Here is a 15496-nt window from a genome sequence, read left to right on the forward strand (position 1 = left end):
TGCAGGAGCTGCAACTCATGTCCCCCACCTCCAACACGCACGCCACCCCCGCCGTGAGTGCCCCCGACCAAGGCGGTCGCCGCCCGCGCCTGCCCAAACTGGGCATGACCGGCTGGATCGGCTGTCTTATCCTCATCGGCTGGCTGATTGCGGCCATCGTTGGCCCGATCCTGATCAGCCATGACGGCACGCCCACGGGCGAGATCCAGATCTTCGGCCCGATCAGCGCCGCGCACTGGCTCGGCACCGACTACCTGGGACGCGACATGCTGACGCGCGTGATCCTCGGCGCGCGCTACACCGTCTGCGTGGCACTGGTCTCGACCCTGTGCGCCAGCGGCATCGGCATCACGCTGGCACTGCTGGCCACCGTCAGCGGCCGCTGGATCGATGCCGGCCTGAGCCGCGGCCTCGATACGCTCACGGCGATCCCCAGCAAGATGTTCGCCCTGATCATGGTCGCGGCGTTCGGCTCGTCGGTGTGGATGCTCGCGCTCACGGCGGCGATCATCTACATCCCGGGCGCATATCGCATCGCGCGCTCGCTGGCGGTCAACATCAACGCGATGGATTACGTGACCGTCGCCCGCACCCGCGGCGAAGGCACCGCCTACATCATGCGGCAGGAAATCCTGCCCAACATCCTCGGGCCCATGCTGGCCGACCTGGGGCTGCGCTTCGTCTACGTCGTGCTGCTGCTGGCCAGCCTCAGCTTCCTGGGCCTGGGCATCCAGCCCCCCGATGCCGACTGGGGTTCGCTGGTGCGCGAGAACATCGGCGCGCTGTCCGAAGGCAGCATGGCGGTGGTGGCGCCGGCGCTGGCGATCGCCAGCCTGACCCTCGCCGTCAACCTTGTCATCGACAACCTGCCGGGTCGCTCGGCACGTACCGGAGTCAAATAATGGGCACGTCCGTAAAGGTCAGCAATCTGCGCATCACCGCAGGCCAGGCGACGTTGGTAGACGGTGTCGATTTCGAGATCGAACCCGGCAAGGTGCTGGCGCTGATCGGCGAGTCCGGCTCGGGCAAGACCACGACCGCGCTGGCGCTGATGGGCTTCGCGCGCCACGGTTGCGAGATCTCCGGCAACATCCGGGTCGGCACCACCGACGTGCTGGGGCTGTCGCCGGGCGAACAGCGCCGGCTGCGCGGACGCACGATCACGTATATCGCGCAGAGCGCGGCGGCCTCGTTCAACCCGTCGCGCACCATCATGGACCAGGTGGTCGAACCGGCGCTGATCCACCGGCTCATGGATCGCAAAGCTGCCGAGAAGAAGGCGGTCGCGCTGTTCCGCGAACTGGCGCTGCCCGATCCCGATGCCATCGGCGAGCGCTATCCCCACCAGGTCTCCGGTGGACAGCTACAGCGCCTGATGGCGGCAATGGCCCTGATCACCGATCCCGACCTGGTGATCCTGGACGAGCCGACCACGGCACTGGACGTCACCACGCAGGTCGAAGTGCTGCGCGTGTTCCGCCGCGCGGTGCAGGAACGCCGCACTACGGCCGTCTATGTCAGCCACGACCTGGCCGTGGTGGCCCAGGTGGCGGACCACATCCTGGTGCTGCGCGACGGCAAGATGCGCGAGCTGGGCGAGACCGACCAGATCCTGTACCAGCCCGCCGACGACTACACGCGCTGCCTGCTGGCCGCGGCGCGGCCGACCGAGCGTCCGGGCGCGCCAGTGGACCCGGACAAGAGCCCCCTGCTGCTCGAAGTCCGCGAAGTTTCCGCCGGCTACGGTGCGGTCGATGCGCACGGGCAGCCGGCCTCGAAGATCCTGGAGGGCGTGGGCCTGAAGCTGTACCGGGGCCAGGCGATCGGCGTCATCGGCGAGTCGGGTTCGGGCAAGACCACGCTGGCGCGGGCAATCGCTGGCCTGGTGGCGCCGTGCCACGGCAGCATCGCCTTCAACGGCCGTCCGCTGAAACCGACGGTGGCCGAGCGCAGCCGCGATGAACTGCGGCGCATCCAGATCGTGTTCCAGATGGCCGATACCGCGCTCAATCCCGCGCGCACCGTCGAGGAGATCCTGGCGCGGCCGCTGCAGTTCTTCCACGGCCTGCGCGGCGAAGCGCAACGGGCTCGGATTCGCCAGTTGCTCGATCTCGTGCGGCTGCCGGCCGGCGTGGCGCAGCGCACGCCTGGCGGCCTGTCCGGCGGGCAGAAGCAGCGCGTGAACCTGGCCCGGGCCCTTGCGGCCGATCCGGAGCTGATCCTCTGCGACGAGATCACCTCGGCGCTGGACACCGTGGTCGGCGCGGCCATCCTTGACCTGATGGCCGAGCTGCGCAAGGAGCTGGGCGTCTCGTATCTCTTTATCAGCCACGACCTGCACACCGTGCGCTCGATCTGCGACGAGATCGTGGTGATGCAGCATGGCCGCAAGCTGACCCAGGTCGCGCACGAGGACTACGACCGCGGACCGCACCACCCCTACTACGCGCTGCTGGCGCGCTCGGTTCCCGAGCTGCGCCGCGGCTGGATCGACGAAGTCGATCTGCATATCGACGGCGCAGTGGCCGCCGCCGCCTGACCCCATTCTCAAGGAGAGTTTGTTCATGCCTTTGTCCCTCCAGAACCAGACCTTGCTTCCCGGCCGCAACTTTATCGGCGGCGAATGGTGCGGCTCCACCGACGATCGCACGCTGTCCGTGGCTGACCCCGCCACCGACGAGGTCTTCGCGACCGTGCCGGACAGCACCGCGGCCGACGCACGCCGTGCCGTCGACGTCGCTCACACGGCATTCCCGGGCTGGCGCAAGACCCCTGCAAAGCAGCGCGCGCAGATCATCAAGCGCTGGAACGACCTGATCGTCAGCCATGTGGAAGACCTTGGCCGCCTGATCTCGCGCGAGCAGGGCAAGCCATTGGCGGAAGGCAAGGGCGAGGTACTGTATGCCGCCAGCTATGTCGAATGGTTTGCCGAAGAAGCCACCCGCACCGATGGCGACGTGATCGCCGCGCCGGTCCCCGGCCGGCGCATGCTGGCACTGCGCGAGCCGGTTGGCGTCATCGCGGCAATCACGCCGTGGAATTTCCCGGCCGCGATGATCGCGCGCAAGATCGCCCCGGCGCTGGCGGCCGGTTGCACGGTAGTGTGCAAACCTGCCGAGGATACGCCGCTGACCTCGCTGGCGCTGGTCAGGCTCGCCGAACAGGCCGGCGTGCCGACCGGCGTGCTGAATATCGTCACCGCGTCGCGCGAGCGCGCGGCCGAAGTCGTCGACGTATGGCTGGACGATGCCCGGGTGCGCAAGATCACCTTTACCGGTTCGACGCCGGTGGGCAAGCACCTGGCGCGCCGCTCCGCCGATACGCTGAAGAAGCTGTCGCTGGAACTGGGCGGCAATGCCCCCTTTATCGTGTTCGATGATGCCGACCTCGACGCCGCCGTCGATGGCCTGATGGTCTCCAAGTTCCGCAACGGCGGGCAGACCTGCGTGTGCCCGAACCGCATCTATGTCCAGGACAAGGTGCATGACGCCTTCGTCGACAAGCTTGCCGCCCGCGTCGGCGCGCTGGTCGTCGCGCCCGCTACCAACCCGGCTGCGCAGATCGGCCCGATGATCAACGCGCGGGCGGTCGACAAGATCGAACGTCATGTGAAGAACGCGGTCAGCCGTGGTGCCCGCGTGGTCGTCGGCGGCGAGCGCATCCGCAACGAGCAATGCCCGGGCCCGAACTACTATGCGCCCACCGTGCTGGTCGATGTGGATGCGTCCATGGACTGCTCCTGCGAGGAGACCTTCGGGCCGGTTGCGCCGGTCACGCGCTTCAGTACCGAGGCGGATGTCGTTGCGGCGGCAAATGCGACCCCGTTCGGTCTGGCAGCGTATTTCTACTCGAATGACTTGCGGCGGATCTGGCGCCTTGCCGATGCGCTTGAGTCGGGCATTGTCGGTATCAACGAGGGAGCGCTGGCCGCGGAAGCGGCGCCCTTTGGCGGCGTGAAGGACTCCGGCTACGGACGCGAAGGGTCGCGCTACGGGCTCGACGAGTACATGCATATCAAGTACGTCTGCCAGGGGCTGCTGGACTGAACTCTCCCATCTTCCTCTCGAGCGGCCGGCGCAAGCCGGCCGCTTTGCATTTGAAGCCCCTGCCCTCCCATCGAAGGAACTGCTGTTCCTCTCGTCACAACAGAATTCGCTGCTGATCCAGGCCCCGAAATCGGTCAAAGCGAGACCAGCCTCGTCCCTATACTGGTCCGGTAATTGCCAGAAAGCGCTGGCGATAAGATCCCTAGCAGGCTTCCACCGTGCCGCACACGAACTCCATGACAGCGATGCCCCAACGCCAGGCCAGTGCGCCAACCGACCTCAATGCGCTGCTGCGATTGCGCACCCGCCTGGAAGCCGAAACCACTGCGGAAGTGCGCTTCGACGCGGTCACGCGCGCCATCTACGCATCGGAAGCCTCGAACTATCGGCAGGTTCCTCTTGGCGTCGTCATTCCGAAGTCTGTCGACGACCTGGAGACCACCGTGCGGCTGTGCGGTGAGCTTGGCGTGGCCATGGTGCCGCGCGGCGCGGGCACCTCGATGAGCGGGCAGTCGGTCAACGCCGCAGTCTGCATCGACCATTCCAAGTATCTCCACACCGTTGAGCTGGTCGATCCGGTCCGGCGCATCGGGCGCGTACAGCCAGGCGTCATCTGCGATCACCTGAAGCAGGCCGCCGCCACGCATGGCCTCACCTTCGGCCCCGACCCCGCCACCCACAGCCGCTGCACGCTGGGCGGCATGATCGGCAACAACTCATGCGGCGCCCATTCGGTGATGGCTGGCAAGACCGTCGAGAACATCGAGCGCCTGGAGATCGTCACCGCCACCGGCGCACGCTTCTGGGTCGGCGCCACCGACGAGGCCGCGTATGCCGAACATCTGGCAGCAGGCGGCGAACAGGCGCGCATCGTCAAGGCCCTGCGCGAACTGGCCGAGCGCTATGCGGACGATATCCGCGCCGGCTTCCCGCGGCTCAAGCGCCGTGTCTCCGGCTACAACCTCGACCAGTTGCTGCCGGAAAACGGCTTCCACATCGCCCGCGCACTGGTGGGGTCCGAGGGAACCTGCGCAACCGTGCTGCGTGCCGACACCTCGCTGGTAGAGGGACTGCCCGAGCGCGTACTGCTGGTGCTCGGCTTCGATACCATCTTCGATGCCGCCGACTGCGTACCCGAGCTGCTGCCGCTCGGACCGATCGCAATGGAAGGCCTGGACACCGGCATCATCGGCGGACTGAAGCAGCTCGGACTGAAGCTCGACGACATCGCCGAGCTGCCGGCCGGGAATGCCTGGCTGATGGTGGAGTTCGGCGCTGCGCAGCGCGACCAGGCCCGCGAGCTGGCAGCCCGCGCCGCCACCGCGGCACGGTCGTTCCCCACGCTGCCGAATGTAAGGCTGGTCGACGATCCCTCGCTGATGGGACGCCTTTGGGGCATCCGCGAGACCGGGGCTTCGGCAACATCGTTGTCGACCGTTCCCGGACAACCCGACCCCACCGTCGGCTGGGAAGACGCCGCGGTCGAGCCGGCCCGGCTCGGCGCCTACCTCAGAGAATTCTCCGCCCTGGTCGAGCGCTATGGCTACAAGACCAATATGTACGGCCACTTTGGCGATGGCTGCATTCATTCGCGCATCACCTTCGACCTGCGTTCCCGGAACGGCGTTGGCGACTGGCGCAAGTTCCTGGCGGAAGCGGCGGCGCTGGTCGTCAAATACCAGGGCTCATTGTCCGGCGAGCATGGCGACGGCCAGGCCAAGGGAGAGTTCCTGCCCCTGATGTTTACGCCCCGGCTGATGCAGGCGTTCCGCGAGTTCAAGGCCATCTGGGACCCGAACGGCCTGATGAACCCCGGCAAGTTGATCGATGCGATGCCGGTGGACGCCAACCTGCGCATGGGTCCGTCATACCGGCAGGATCAGGCAACCAGCGTCTTCACCTACCCGATGGGGGATGGCCCGGGCACCGGCTTTGGCCGCGAGACCGAGCGCTGCATCGGCATGGGCAAGTGCCGGTCGCTCGATGGCGGCACCATGTGCCCCAGCTTCAAGGCCACCCGTGAAGAGCGCTACGCCACGCGCGGCCGCGCGCGCCTGTTCTTCGAGATGCTCAACGGCGAAGTCATCAGCGAGACCCGTGACGGTGAGGCGGTCAAGGACTCGATGGACCTGTGCCTGTCATGCAAGGGCTGCAAGCACGACTGTCCGACGCATGTCGATATCCCCAAGTACCGCAGCGAGTTCCTGTATCGCTACTACAAGCGGCGCCTGCGCGCGCCGATGGATGCCGCGATCGGGCGGCTGGGCCAATGGCTGCCAACGGCCACGCGTGCGGCTGGCCTGCTTAATGCCCTGATGCGCAACCCGCTGACCCGGCGCGTTGGCCACGCTTTCGGCCTGGCGCGCTCGGCCGTGTTTCCCGAAATCGCCGCCACCGCATTCCGCCGCACCGGCACAGCGACCCGCCTGCGGCAGGCCGGCACGCGGCCGTACGGCCAGCGCGACGTCGTCATCTGGACCGATACCTTCAATAACGGCTTCACGCCGCATGTGCTCGAGGCCGCCGTCGCGGTGGTCGAACGGCAGGGATGGAACGCGCGGCTGAGCACGCGCCACGTCTGCTGCGGCCGGCCGTTCTATGACGTCGGCATGCTGGACCAGGCGCGCCGCAACCTGCTCGAGATCCTGGACGTACTGTCCGCGCCGATTGCCGCCGGCGTTCCGGTGCTGGTGCTGGAACCAAGCTGCCTGTCGGTGTTCCGGGATGAAATGCCGGCCCTGCTGCCTGACGAACCGCGCGCCAAAGCGCTGGCAGCACTGACGGTCACGATGGCCGAGTTCGCCACCCGCGCCGGCATGGCGCTGGACAACGATGCCGAGGTCCACCTGCACGCCCACTGCCATCACCGCGCCTGCGGCGGCACGGCGGCGGAACGCCAGCTTGGCGCAAGCGTCCTCGATACCGGTTGTTGCGGGATGGCGGGTGCCTTCGGCTATCACCGCAAGACGGCCGAGCTGTCGCAGCGGATTGGCGAGAGCACGCTGCAGCCAAAGCTTGCCGCACTCCCGGCCGATGCGCTGGTGGCCGCGGACGGCTTCAGCTGCCGCACCCAGATCCGCAAGCTGACCGGGCGCGAACCGCGCCACCTCGCAGAGATCCTTGCCGACTCCAACCCTTCGCAACCACACCGCGACTCCGACTTCGCGGAACCTGAAAGAGGCGTACTGCAATGACCCAGTCCAACCAGGCCCATATCGCGGCCCGCACCCAACATGTGCCGCATGGCGTCGTCACCGCCCATCCGATCTTTGCCGACAAGGCCGAAGGCTCGTTCCTCTGGGATGTGGAAGGACGTCGCTATATCGATTTTGTCGGCGGCATCGGCGTGCAGAATATTGGCCATAACCACCACAAGGTCGTCGAGGCGGTGCGCAGGCAACTGGGTCGGGTGACGCACGCAGCGTTCCAGGTGGTCGGCTATGACGTCTATGTCGAGCTGGCCGCGCGGCTGAACAAGCTGGTCGGCGGCGCCGAACACTACAAGACGCTGTTCGCGACAACCGGCGCGGAAGCGGTGGAGAACGCGGTCAAGATCGCGCGTGCCTACCGCAATGTGCCGGGGATCATCGCGTTCCGCGGCGGCTTCCACGGGCGTACGCTGCTCGGCTCGACGCTGACCGGCATGAGCACGCCGTACAAGCAGAACTTCGGGCCGCTGGCCGGCGACGTCTATCACACGCCCTATCCCGATGAATTCCGCGGCTTCTCGGGCGCGGATGCGATTCGCGCACTGGAAGACCTCTTTGCCACGCAGATCGCCCCGGACCGGGTCGCCGCCATCATCCTCGAACCCGTGCAAGGCGACGGCGGCTTCCTGCCGGCCGGCAACGAGTTCCTGCGGTCCCTGCGCGCGCTGACCCAGAAGCATGGCATCGTGCTGATCCTGGACGAGATCCAGGCCGGCTTCGGCCGCACCGGCAAGATGTTCGGCTTCCAGCATGCGGGCATCCAGCCCGACCTGGTCACGGTGGCGAAGAGCCTGGCCGGCGGCATGCCGCTGTCCGGCGTGGTCGGGCGTGCCGAGATCATGGACGCGCCGGCACCCGGCGGCCTGGGCGGTACGTATGCTGGCAATCCGCTCGCCTGCGCCGCCGCGCTGGCGGTGCTCGACCTGTTCGAGGAAGAACAGTTGCTGGCCAGCGCGCACGCGCTGGGTGAGACGCTGCGCGCCGGGCTCGACCAGCTCGCGCGCGAGTTCAAAGCCATCGGCACCGTGCGCGGCGTTGGCGCGATGCTGGCTTTGGAGTTTGTCAAGGACAGCGACCCGTTCCAGCCCGACGCGACATTCGCTCAAGCAGTGATCGACCGCTGCCGCGAACGCGGCCTGCTGGTCATCAAGTGCGGCGTGCATCGGAACAATGTGCGGCTGCTGGCGCCGCTCAACACCTCCGCGGAAACGGCGCAGGAAGCTCTGGAGATCTTGCGCGCCGCGATTGCGCAAACCAGCGACGAGGCCCGGTAACAGGTCGGGTTCACCAGGCGGCGGACGACACTATGGACGTCCAATGCGCTGTGTGCATTGTCCGGATTGCTGACAAAGCCTCCCCATCGCGGAGGCTTTGTTCATGATGACGCCTCGCAGGCGGACTTGAGACTGGTGACAATCAACTACGAGTGTTTTCTCCCCGCTCCCATTTATGGGAGAGGGGCGGGGGAGAGGGCGGGAGTCTCCACGAAGAAGCGTCATGATGCTTGCCATGCGCCTGCCCTCTCCCCCGGCCCCTCTCCCGCAAGCGGGAGAGGGGAGCAAACCGGCAGCACGCAGGCTTTGTCAGCAATCTGTCCAATGCGCTGTGCGCATCTGCCCGCCTGGGCGGGAATGAGGACAGTAGAGGTTGATGCGTTATCTGAACTGCATTAGCCTGCCCGCCCCTTCAGGCATCGAGCCAGACATGCTCTGCAAACGAATAGCCCATCAGCCCACCCAGCGGGATCGGCGACAAGCCCTTGAGCTTGGATGAATATCCGTCGATGCTGGCCAGGAACAGCGGGATACCGATGCCTGCGTCCTCGTGGATCATGGTCTGCATGTCGGCATACATCTGGCTGCGCTTGGCGGTATCGGTTTCGGCCCGCGCTGCCAGCAGCAACTGGTCGAACTTGGCGCTTTTCCAGCGCGATTCGTTCCAGGCCGCATCGGACTTGAAGAACTGGGTGAGGATGGTGTCGGCACTGGGGCGCGGGTTCACGTTGCCAAAGCCCACCGGGCTGTTGAGCCAGTGGTTCGACCAGTAGCCGTCGGCAGGCATGCGCTTGATGTCGAGGTCCAGGCCGATGCGCTGCGCGGTCTGCTGCAGCACCATCGCGATCTCCACCGAATACATCGCGGCGGGCGAGGTCACCACCGGCACCTTGCCCGTCACGCCGGACTTGCGCAAATGGTACTTTGCCTTGTCCAGGTCGAAGGCGCGCTGCGGCAGGCCCTTGAAGCAGAAGCGGTTGGTCGGGTCGATCGGCTGGTCGTTGGCGACCACAGCATAGTCGAGCGCGATGGCCTTCTTCATCTGCTCGCGGTCGAACAGGTACTTCATCCCCAGCGCAAAGTCCGGGTTCATGCCCGGGCCCATGTCCTTGCGCATGATCAGGTCGGAGTACTGCCCCGATTGCGTGGCGAGGATGGCATAGCCAGGCGTACCCTTGACGCGCGCCACGGCGCGCGGGTTGACCGAGCCCACCAGGTCCATCCCCCCGGACAGCAGCGCGTTGACGCGCGCGCTCTCATCGCCGATACCGACGAACTCGATCTCGTCGAGGTAGGGCTTGCCGGGCTTCCAGTACGCCTCGTTGCGCACCACCACCGTGCGCACGCCGGGCCTGAACTCCTTGATCTTGTACGGCCCGGTACCGATGCCGGCGCTGAAGTCAGTGGTGCCATCCTTGACGATATGGAAGTGGAAGGTGCCCAGGATCACCGGCAGGTCGGCATTGGGGCTGGTGAGCAGCACCGTGACCTCGTTCGGGCCGGTGGCTTTGACGCTCTCGATCTGTTCGGCCAGCGCCTTGGCCTTGGAAGCGGTGGCGGGGTCCTTGTGGCGCATGATCGAGTACACCACGTCGGCCGGGGACAACGCCTTGCCATCGTGGAAGGTCACGCCCTTGCGCAGGGTGAAGACCCAGGTCCTGGCGTCGGTGGTGTTGAACGACTCGGCCAGCGCCGGCCGTGGCGTCAGGGTGCCATCGAGCACGGTCAGGCCGTTGTAGACCATGTTGCAGCGCACGTAATCGTTCTGGTTCGACTGCTTGGCCGGATCCAGCGTATCCGAGGCGGCGGCCGTGGCGGCTGCCACACGGATACGGCCGCCACGGCGCGGCGTCTGCGCATGGGCCTTGACGGCCGCGCCCGCCAGCGTGCCGGCCAGCGCGGCTTGCATGCCGCCCGCCAGCAGCATCCCCAGGACGTCGCGCCGCGTCGCCCCGCGTTTGAGCAGATCCATCACACGAAGGCTTTCGCTGGGACCGACAAGGTTCTCGAACTCGTTACGGCTATCGCTCATCGTAGTGCTCCTGATTGGTCTGGAAAGGAAACAGCGCGCCGGGGGGCGAAATTGTGGTTGGCCTGCGGGGTTGCCCGAGATAGTCAGGCGAACCGGTCCTTGAGCTGGTAGTACAAACCCACCGCCGGCAGGAACCAGGGCGGGCCGAAATGCCCGGGAATGCCGCTCCAGTCGCGATCCCGCCACGGGTTGGCGGCGGCGTCGCCGGCCATCACGGCGGCCATGCGCTCGCCCATGTGCACCGACATCTGGGTGCCATGGCCGCTGTAGCCCATGCTGTAGAAAAGACCATCGCGCTCGCCGGCATGCGGCAGGCGGTCCTGCGTCATGTCGACCAGGCCGCCCCAGCAATAGTCGAGCCGGACCTGGCCGAGCTGCGGAAAGGTCCGGGCCAGCCCCGCGCGCAGGATCTCTCCGCTGGCGGCATCCTGCTGCGGGCCGGAGACAGCAAAGCGCGCCCTGCCGCCGAACACCAGGCGGTGATCGGGCGTGAGGCGGAAGTAATGGTGGATGTTGGCCACCGTGACATAGGTACGGCGCCTGGCGAGCAGTGCGCTGGCACGCTCGGCGCCCAGCGGCTCCGTGGCCACGATAAAGCTGCCGACTGGCACGATGCGCCGGCGCAGCCAGCCGAAGGTGCCATAGCCACCGTGGCGCGAAGCGCCCGTGGCCAGCAGCACCTGGCTGGCCAGCACCGTGCCGCGCGTGGTGTGCAGGCGGTGCACCTGGCCGCGCACGCGCTCGATGCGCTGCACGCAGGTGCCCGTGTGAATCTGCGCGCCCTGGCGCTGCGCAGCCAGTGCCAGACCCTGCGCGAAGCGGCCCATGTGCATCTGGCCGCTGCGCTTGTACAGCAGGCCGCCGTGGAAGCAGTCCGACTGCACCTCGGCGCGCACCTGGGCCGCGTCGAGGATCTCCACATCGGTGTCCACGCCATCGGCGACCAGGCGCTCGGCGCTGCGCCGCAGCGCGTCCATCTGGTGAGCCCTGGTGGCGAGCTTGAGCTTGCCGTTGCGCTGGAAGTCGCAGGCGATGCCCTCGCCGCGCACGAGGCGCGCCACGGTATCGACCGCGTCGTCATAGGCGTGGTACCAGCCGCGGGCGCGTTCCACGCCCACCCTGGCGGCCAGCTCCGCGTAGTCCACCGCCAGCCCGTTGTTCACGTGGCCGCCATTGCGCCCCGAGGCCTCGGGCGCCACGGTGGCCCCCGCCTCCAGCACCACCACGCTGGCGCCACGCCGGGCCAGTGCCAGTGCCGCCGACAGCCCCGTGAAGCCGCCGCCGACGACGGCCACATCGACCTGTGGCGGCAGATCGTGCGCTTCCAGCGCCAGCGCAGGTACCGAATCGTTCCAGTAGGAGTCGAGTTTCATGGGGGTGGCGACGGGAGGTTAAAGCTCGGGTTCAGAGGCCGACGACGCCGGGCAGGTCACCGATGTCCTGGATCTCGGTGTAGCGGTAAGCCGGGTTGCCGGGCCCATGGCCGCGATTCACGAACACCTTGTTGACGATGCCGAGGTCGTCGGCCGACATCAGGTCGTAGCGCAGGCTCGACGACACGTGCAGCACATCCTCGGGGTTGCAGCCCAGCGAATCCAGCATGTACTCGAAGGCCTTTAGGCGCGGCTTGTAGGCCTGCGCCTGCTGCGCGGTGTAGACCCGGTGAAACGGTGCACCAAGCATGGCCACATTCTTCTGGATCTGCGTGTCGGCCGCGTTCGACAGGATCACCAGCGGAATCTCCTTAGCCACCTTGGCCAGGCCGGCGGGCACATCCGCGTGCGGGCCCCACGTCGGCACCGCGTCGTAGTACTGCTGGGCATCGCTGTCGAAATACTGGATCTTCCACTTCTTGCACAGGCGGCGCACGGCGTTCTTCAGCACCACCTCGTAGGGCTGCCAGTCACCCAGGACCTCGTCGAAGCGGTAGGCGCTGAAGTCGGCGACGAACTGCTCCATCTGCTCGGCGGGGATGCGGTCAGCGAAGATTTCGCGCGTCATCTCGCCCATGCGGAAACGCGTGAGCGTGCCGTAGCAATCGAAGGTCACGTACTTGGGACGGAAGGTCATGGTCTCGGATCCTCAGGGTTCTACCGGTCGCCGACCGGGGTGTGATTGCGAAACGATTGAAACATGCGGCCACGCAGCGGTTGTATGGAAATAAGGGGGTGGCACGCGACGAAACTGCGGTTTGCAACGGGGTCCACGGCATGTCATGCGGTTTGCACCGCCGGCGGGCGCGGGCTCGTCATGACGCACCGCTAATGCGCTGCAGCAAAATCGATCAGCACACTTTTGAAGCGCAGGTTCGCCTCCACGGCCTGCCGCCCCAAGTCCTTGCCGATGCCCGACTGGTGGTAGCCGCCCGTGGGGATCGCGAAGTCCGCGCTGCGCCCGTAGCGGTTGATCCATACCGTGCCGGCGGCGATGCCCCGCATGGCGCGCAGCGCCCGGCCGATATCGGCCGTGTGCACGCCGGCGGCCAGGCCGTAACGCTCGTGCGCGGCCAGCGCCAGGCCTTCTTCTTCATCCTCGAAGGTTTGCACGGTCAGCACGGGCCCGAAGATTTCCTCCTGCACGGCGGGATTGGCCGCGCTCACGCCCTCGATCAGCGTGGGCTGGAAGTACGCCCCGCCCGGGCCGCCGTCGAACAGGCCGCCGCCGCAGCGCAACCGCACGCCCGTGCCACGCGCGCGCTCCACGATGTCGAGGATGCGCGCCGCCTGCGCTGCCGAGATGATGGGTGGCAGCGTCGCCGCGTCGTCCCAGGTGGCGCCAGGCCGCAGCGCAGCAAAGCGCGCCGCGATGCGCTCGACCAGCGCCTCGGCGATGCCGCGCTGCACGATCAGGCGTGAGCCCGCGACGCACACCTGTCCCGCATTGCCGGTGATGGCGCCGGCGATGATGCCGGCCAGCCGGTCGAGGTCCGGCGCATCGTCGAATACCAGTTGCGGGCTCTTGCCGCCCAGCTCCAGCGTGACCGGCTTGGGGCCCTGCAACGCGCAGCCCGCCATGATGGCCGCGCCCGTTTGCGTCGATCCCGTGAAAGTCATCTTCGCGACCAGCGGGTGGCGCGTGAGCGCATCGCCCGTGGTGCGCCCGTCGCCCTGCACCACGTTGAACAGGCCCGGCGGCACGCCCGCCTCGATCGCCAGTTCGGCCAGGCGCACGGCGGAGAATGGCGTCTGCTCCGAAGGCTTGAGCACCACCGCGTTGCCGGCGGCAAGCGCCGCCCCCACCTTCCACGACACCATCACCAGCGGGAAATTCCACGGGGTGATCGCCCCGACCACGCCATACGGCTCCGCCACCACCATGCCCAGGTGATCGTGCTGCGTGGCGGCGACGTCCCCGCCAAGCTTGTCGGCATACTCGGCAAAGAAGCGCAGGCCCTCGGCCGTAAAAGGCACATCCCACGCCAAGGCATCGCGCACCGGGCGCGTGGAACACACGGCTTCGAGCGGCGCCAGGCCCCGCACATCGGCTTCGATCAGGTCGGCCCAGCGGCGCAGCACGCGCGCCCGTTCGCGCGGGGCGCGGCGCGCCCAGTCGCTCGTGCGCCAGGCCTTCCACGCGTCCTGCACGGCCGCATCCACCGTGGCGGCGTCAGCCAGCGGCAACTCGGCATGCACCTGGTTATCGGAGGGGCGCCGCACAGCGATGCGGCCCGCATCGGGCACCAGCCGTCCGCCGATGAAATGGCCCGAGGGCACGCGAACTGTCTGAGGGTCGAATATTTGCACGGATAGACGAGGCGCCACAGGCCGGCACCGAGGTTGGCTTCAGGTCATTCATGCTAGACAAGAAGGCTCAGCATTTGTCTCTGTTACAGCCTGCGCTACCGCATCGAATTGCAAAACCGGCACCTCCGGCAGACGAATCTTGCAAGTTACGGAAAAACCCCAATTCGTTCTGGTTCGACAGCACGATGTCGTCCAAGATAAGTGCCGGTGCCAACCTTCCACCACGAGGACATCGCCCATGTTTGCCCCGCTATCGCATGCCCAGGACACCAATGCCGACGACGGCGTGGTGCTGCGCCCGATGACCGCTGACGACCTGACGCGGGCCCACGCCCTGTCGCAGGAACAGCGCTGGCCCCATCGCCTGACCGACTGGGAGCAGATGTTCGCGCACGCCGAGGGCATCGTGGCCGAACACGACGGCCAGCTCATCGCCACCGCCCAGCGCTGGCGCTGGGGCGCGCACCACGCCACCATCGGCCTGGTGATCGTCACGCTGGCGTGCCAGGGCCGGCGCATCGGCCACCGGCTGATGAGCGCGCTGCTCGAAGGCCTGGACGGCTGCACCGTGTTGCTGCACGCCACGGCCGAGGGACGCGGCCTGTACGAGCGCCTGGGCTTCGAACGCACCGGCGAGGTCCGCCAGCACCAGGGCACGGCCCAGCCTGCCCCGTTGATCGCCCTGCCCTCCGGTTGGCGCCTGCGCCCCGCAGGCCACAATGAGGCCGCCGCGCTGCACCGGCTCGACGCGCAGGCGCGCGGCATGCCGCGCGCGGCGTTGGTCGACGACCTGCTGGCCAGCGCCGAGGCCTGCGTGGTGCTTGACTTCGAGGGTGAGCCGCGCGGCTTCGCCATGCTGCGCCGCTTCGGGCGCGGCCATGTCATCGGACCCGTGGTGGCGCCCGACGCCGAAGGCGCCAAGGCGCTGATCGCCTACCTGTGCGGGCTGAACGCGGGCAACTTCACGCGCATCGATATCGACTACGCCAGCGGGCTGGGCGAATGGCTGGAGGGCATTGGCCTGCCGCGCGTGGACGCGCCCACGACCATGGTGCGCGGCGCGCCACTGGCCACGCCGCCGGGGGCGCCAGCGCTGTTCGCACTCGTGACCCAGGCCACGGGCTGAAACCGCGCGAGGCTACTGAACGCGCCGCTGCCAAACAATCTGCTGCCACAGCCCGCATAACAGCAG

At 67.4% G+C, this 15496-nt stretch carries 10 protein-coding genes; 6 read left to right on the forward strand and 4 right to left on the reverse strand.

What is annotated here, in order from left to right:
* Nucleotides 1-17 precede the first annotated feature (17 nt).
* The 5 genes from ACW4E8_RS21250 to gabT all read left to right on the forward strand — a co-directional run bounded on the left by ACW4E8_RS21250 (nt 18) and on the right by gabT (nt 8529).
* Entirely contained in the window at nt 18-902 is an 885-nt protein-coding gene (locus ACW4E8_RS21250) for an ABC transporter permease (RefSeq protein WP_456806347.1), read from the forward strand.
* Entirely contained in the window at nt 902-2539 is a 1638-nt protein-coding gene (locus ACW4E8_RS21255; protein ID WP_456806348.1) for an ABC transporter ATP-binding protein, read from the forward strand. Before ACW4E8_RS21250 ends, ACW4E8_RS21255 begins: the two co-directional genes overlap by 1 nt.
* A gap of 25 nt (nt 2540-2564) precedes the next feature.
* Complete coding sequence (locus ACW4E8_RS21260; RefSeq protein WP_456806349.1) at nt 2565-4046, forward strand: NAD-dependent succinate-semialdehyde dehydrogenase; 1482 nt, start codon at nt 2565-2567, stop codon at nt 4044-4046.
* 236 nt (nt 4047-4282) lie between these two features.
* The gene (locus tag ACW4E8_RS21265) at nt 4283-7240 is read left to right on the forward strand and encodes an FAD-binding and (Fe-S)-binding domain-containing protein (protein WP_456806350.1); all 2958 of its coding nucleotides are present in this window, start codon (nt 4283-4285) and stop codon (nt 7238-7240) included.
* Complete coding sequence (gene gabT, locus ACW4E8_RS21270; RefSeq protein WP_456806351.1) at nt 7237-8529, forward strand: 4-aminobutyrate--2-oxoglutarate transaminase; 1293 nt, start codon at nt 7237-7239, stop codon at nt 8527-8529. The genes ACW4E8_RS21265 and gabT overlap by 4 nt, the downstream gene beginning before the upstream one ends.
* 412 nt (nt 8530-8941) lie before the next feature.
* Here gabT and ACW4E8_RS21275 read toward each other — a convergent pair whose 3' ends face one another.
* From ACW4E8_RS21275 to ACW4E8_RS21290, 4 genes are all read right to left on the reverse strand, one after another.
* Nucleotides 8942-10561 carry an ABC transporter substrate-binding protein gene (locus ACW4E8_RS21275; protein WP_456806352.1) on the reverse strand — a complete coding sequence of 540 codons (1620 nt, stop codon included), beginning with the start codon at nt 10559-10561 and terminating at the stop codon, nt 8942-8944.
* Between the two features lie 83 nt (nt 10562-10644).
* The gene (locus ACW4E8_RS21280) at nt 10645-11934 is read right to left on the reverse strand and encodes an NAD(P)/FAD-dependent oxidoreductase (RefSeq protein WP_456806353.1); all 1290 of its coding nucleotides are present in this window, start codon (nt 11932-11934) and stop codon (nt 10645-10647) included.
* A gap of 31 nt (nt 11935-11965) precedes the next feature.
* Nucleotides 11966-12631 (reverse strand): haloacid dehalogenase type II, encoded by a 666-nt coding sequence (locus ACW4E8_RS21285; RefSeq protein WP_456806354.1) that lies wholly within the window; start codon nt 12629-12631, stop codon nt 11966-11968.
* Nucleotides 12632-12822: 191 nt separating this feature from the next.
* Nucleotides 12823-14304 carry an aldehyde dehydrogenase family protein gene (locus tag ACW4E8_RS21290; protein WP_456806355.1) on the reverse strand — a complete coding sequence of 494 codons (1482 nt, stop codon included), beginning with the start codon at nt 14302-14304 and terminating at the stop codon, nt 12823-12825.
* A gap of 238 nt (nt 14305-14542) precedes the next feature.
* Here ACW4E8_RS21290 and ACW4E8_RS21295 point away from each other — a divergent pair, with 238 nt between their 5' ends.
* Complete coding sequence (locus ACW4E8_RS21295; protein WP_456806356.1) at nt 14543-15430, forward strand: GNAT family N-acetyltransferase; 888 nt, start codon at nt 14543-14545, stop codon at nt 15428-15430.
* Nucleotides 15431-15496 lie beyond the last annotated feature (66 nt).

This window comes from Cupriavidus sp. CP313 (genome assembly GCF_054072015.1).

Coding starts and splice junctions, on each gene's coding strand:
- ACW4E8_RS21265 (WP_456806350.1), top strand. CDS start 4,283: ATGACAGCGATGCCCCAACGCCAGGCCAGTGCGCCAACCGACCTCAAT.
- ACW4E8_RS21285 (WP_456806354.1), bottom strand. CDS start 12,631: ATGACCTTCCGTCCCAAGTACGTGACCTTCGATTGCTACGGCACGCTC.
- ACW4E8_RS21255 (WP_456806348.1), top strand. CDS start 902: ATGGGCACGTCCGTAAAGGTCAGCAATCTGCGCATCACCGCAGGCCAG.
- ACW4E8_RS21280 (WP_456806353.1), bottom strand. CDS start 11,934: ATGAAACTCGACTCCTACTGGAACGATTCGGTACCTGCGCTGGCGCTG.
- ACW4E8_RS21250 (WP_456806347.1), top strand. CDS start 18: ATGTCCCCCACCTCCAACACGCACGCCACCCCCGCCGTGAGTGCCCCC.
- ACW4E8_RS21295 (WP_456806356.1), top strand. CDS start 14,543: ATGTTTGCCCCGCTATCGCATGCCCAGGACACCAATGCCGACGACGGC.
- ACW4E8_RS21275 (WP_456806352.1), bottom strand. CDS start 10,561: ATGAGCGATAGCCGTAACGAGTTCGAGAACCTTGTCGGTCCCAGCGAA.
- ACW4E8_RS21260 (WP_456806349.1), top strand. CDS start 2,565: ATGCCTTTGTCCCTCCAGAACCAGACCTTGCTTCCCGGCCGCAACTTT.
- gabT (WP_456806351.1), top strand. CDS start 7,237: ATGACCCAGTCCAACCAGGCCCATATCGCGGCCCGCACCCAACATGTG.